Raw genomic sequence first — 1,641 nt, 5'->3', positions numbered from 1 at the left:
GGCCAGCCATGGCTCAAACAGCCCGCAACCTGAACATGGTTGCTCAGTCAGCCATTCGGCTGACAGCTCCCCCAGAGGGGGAGCAACTGGATTGCGCCTACCGCGCGCGCATGCTCAGGTCTTCTTCTTGCGGCGTGCGCGGAAGAAGCCGCGCAGCAGTTCGGCGCTTTCATCGGCCAGCACCCCGCCGGTGACCTGCGGCCGCCAGTGGCAGGTCGGTTGCTCGAAGAATTTGGGGCCATGCACCACGGCGCCGCCCTTGGGGTCCTCGGCCCCGAACACGACGCGGCCAATCCGCGCATGGCTGATCGCGCCGGCGCACATGGCGCAGGGCTCGAGGGTCACGACCAGGGTCAGGTCGGTCAGCCGGTAGTTCCCAAGCTTCGCGGCCGCTTGCCTTAGGGCGACGATCTCGGCATGAGCGGTCGGATCGTGCGCGCCTATCGGGCCGTTGGCCCCGACGGCGACGATCTCGTCGGTCCTCGGATCGACGACGACGGCGCCTACGGGAGTTTCTCCGCGTGACGCGGCGTCTTGCGCCGCCGCGAGCGCGATGCGCATGGTGCGATGATCATGATCCACGACCCCCAACGAAACGACCAGACGCCCTCCGGTCAAGGTGAGCGCGTCGCAAAGGCGCTGGCGCGAGCAGGCGTAGCCTCCCGGCGAGACGTCGAAAAACTCATTGAAGAGGGCCGCGTGGCCCTGAACGGCGAGGTGCTGACCAGCCCGGCGGTGAACGTCCGGCCCGACGATATCCTCACGGTCGACGGCGAGGTGGTCGACGCCGCCGAGCCGACGCGGCTGTTCCGTTATCACAAGCCGATCGACCTCCTGACCACGCACAAGGACCCGCAGGGCCGCCCGACGGTGTTCGACGCTTTGCCGCCGGGCCTGCCGCGGCTGATCTCGATCGGGCGCCTGGACATCAACTCCGAAGGCCTGCTGCTGCTGACCAACGACGGCGAACTGGCCCGCGCGCTGGAACAGCCCTCCAGCGGCGTCGTTCGGGTCTACCGGGCGCGCGCCCGCGGTCGCGTGACCCAGGCCGACCTCGACAAGCTGGCCGACGGCGTCACCGTCGACGGCGTCCGCTACGGTCCGCTGGAAGCCAAGATCGACAAGGCCAAGGATGGCCCGAGCGGCGCCAACGTCTGGATCACCGTCACCATCGCCGAAGGCAAGAACCGCGAAGTCCGCAAGGTGCTGAAGTCGGTGGGCCTGGAGGTCGGGCGGCTGATCCGCATGTCCTACGGCACGTTCGCGCTCGGCTCGCTGCCGGTCGGCCAGATCGAGGAGGTCGGCCCGCGGGTGATTCGCGAGCAGCTGGTCGAGTACATCGCACCCGAGAACCTGCCGACCGGCGACCGCCCGTCGTTCAAGGCCCCGAAGGCCCCGCCCGGCGCCCATGCCGTGCACGACGGCACCGGTCGTCGCGGCGGCTCGGCCCGTCCCGCGGCCGAGCCCAAGCCCAAACCGGCCTACAAGGAAGGCTGGGCCCGCCCCAAGGTGGAGATCAAGGCCCCGGCCGTGAAGCGCCGCCGCGCCCCGCGCCCGGGCGAGGAGGTCGCGCCCGCCGTCCCGCTGGCGCCGCGTCGGCGCTCGGCGCGCATTACCCGCGAAACCCCTGTATCTTATAAA

At 69.8% G+C, this 1,641-nt stretch carries 2 protein-coding genes; one reads left to right on the top strand and one right to left on the bottom strand.

Annotated features, from left to right (window positions below; genetic code table 11):
• Positions 1-114: 114 nt before the first annotated feature.
• Positions 115-561, bottom strand: coding sequence for a tRNA adenosine(34) deaminase TadA (gene tadA, locus OUA97_RS23160; protein WP_267234440.1), 447 nt, complete (start codon positions 559-561; stop codon positions 115-117).
• A gap of 6 nt (positions 562-567) precedes the next feature.
• Between tadA and OUA97_RS23155 the strand changes: the two genes are divergently transcribed.
• On the top strand, positions 568-1,641 hold a 1,074-nt coding region (locus tag OUA97_RS23155; RefSeq protein WP_323691146.1), incomplete at its 3' end, for a pseudouridine synthase.

This window comes from Phenylobacterium sp. 58.2.17, assembly GCF_026411515.1.
Classification (GTDB): domain Bacteria; phylum Pseudomonadota; class Alphaproteobacteria; order Caulobacterales; family Caulobacteraceae; genus Phenylobacterium.
Note: the sequence above shows the minus strand (reverse complement) of the source record. Positions and strands in the feature narration are given on the sequence as shown.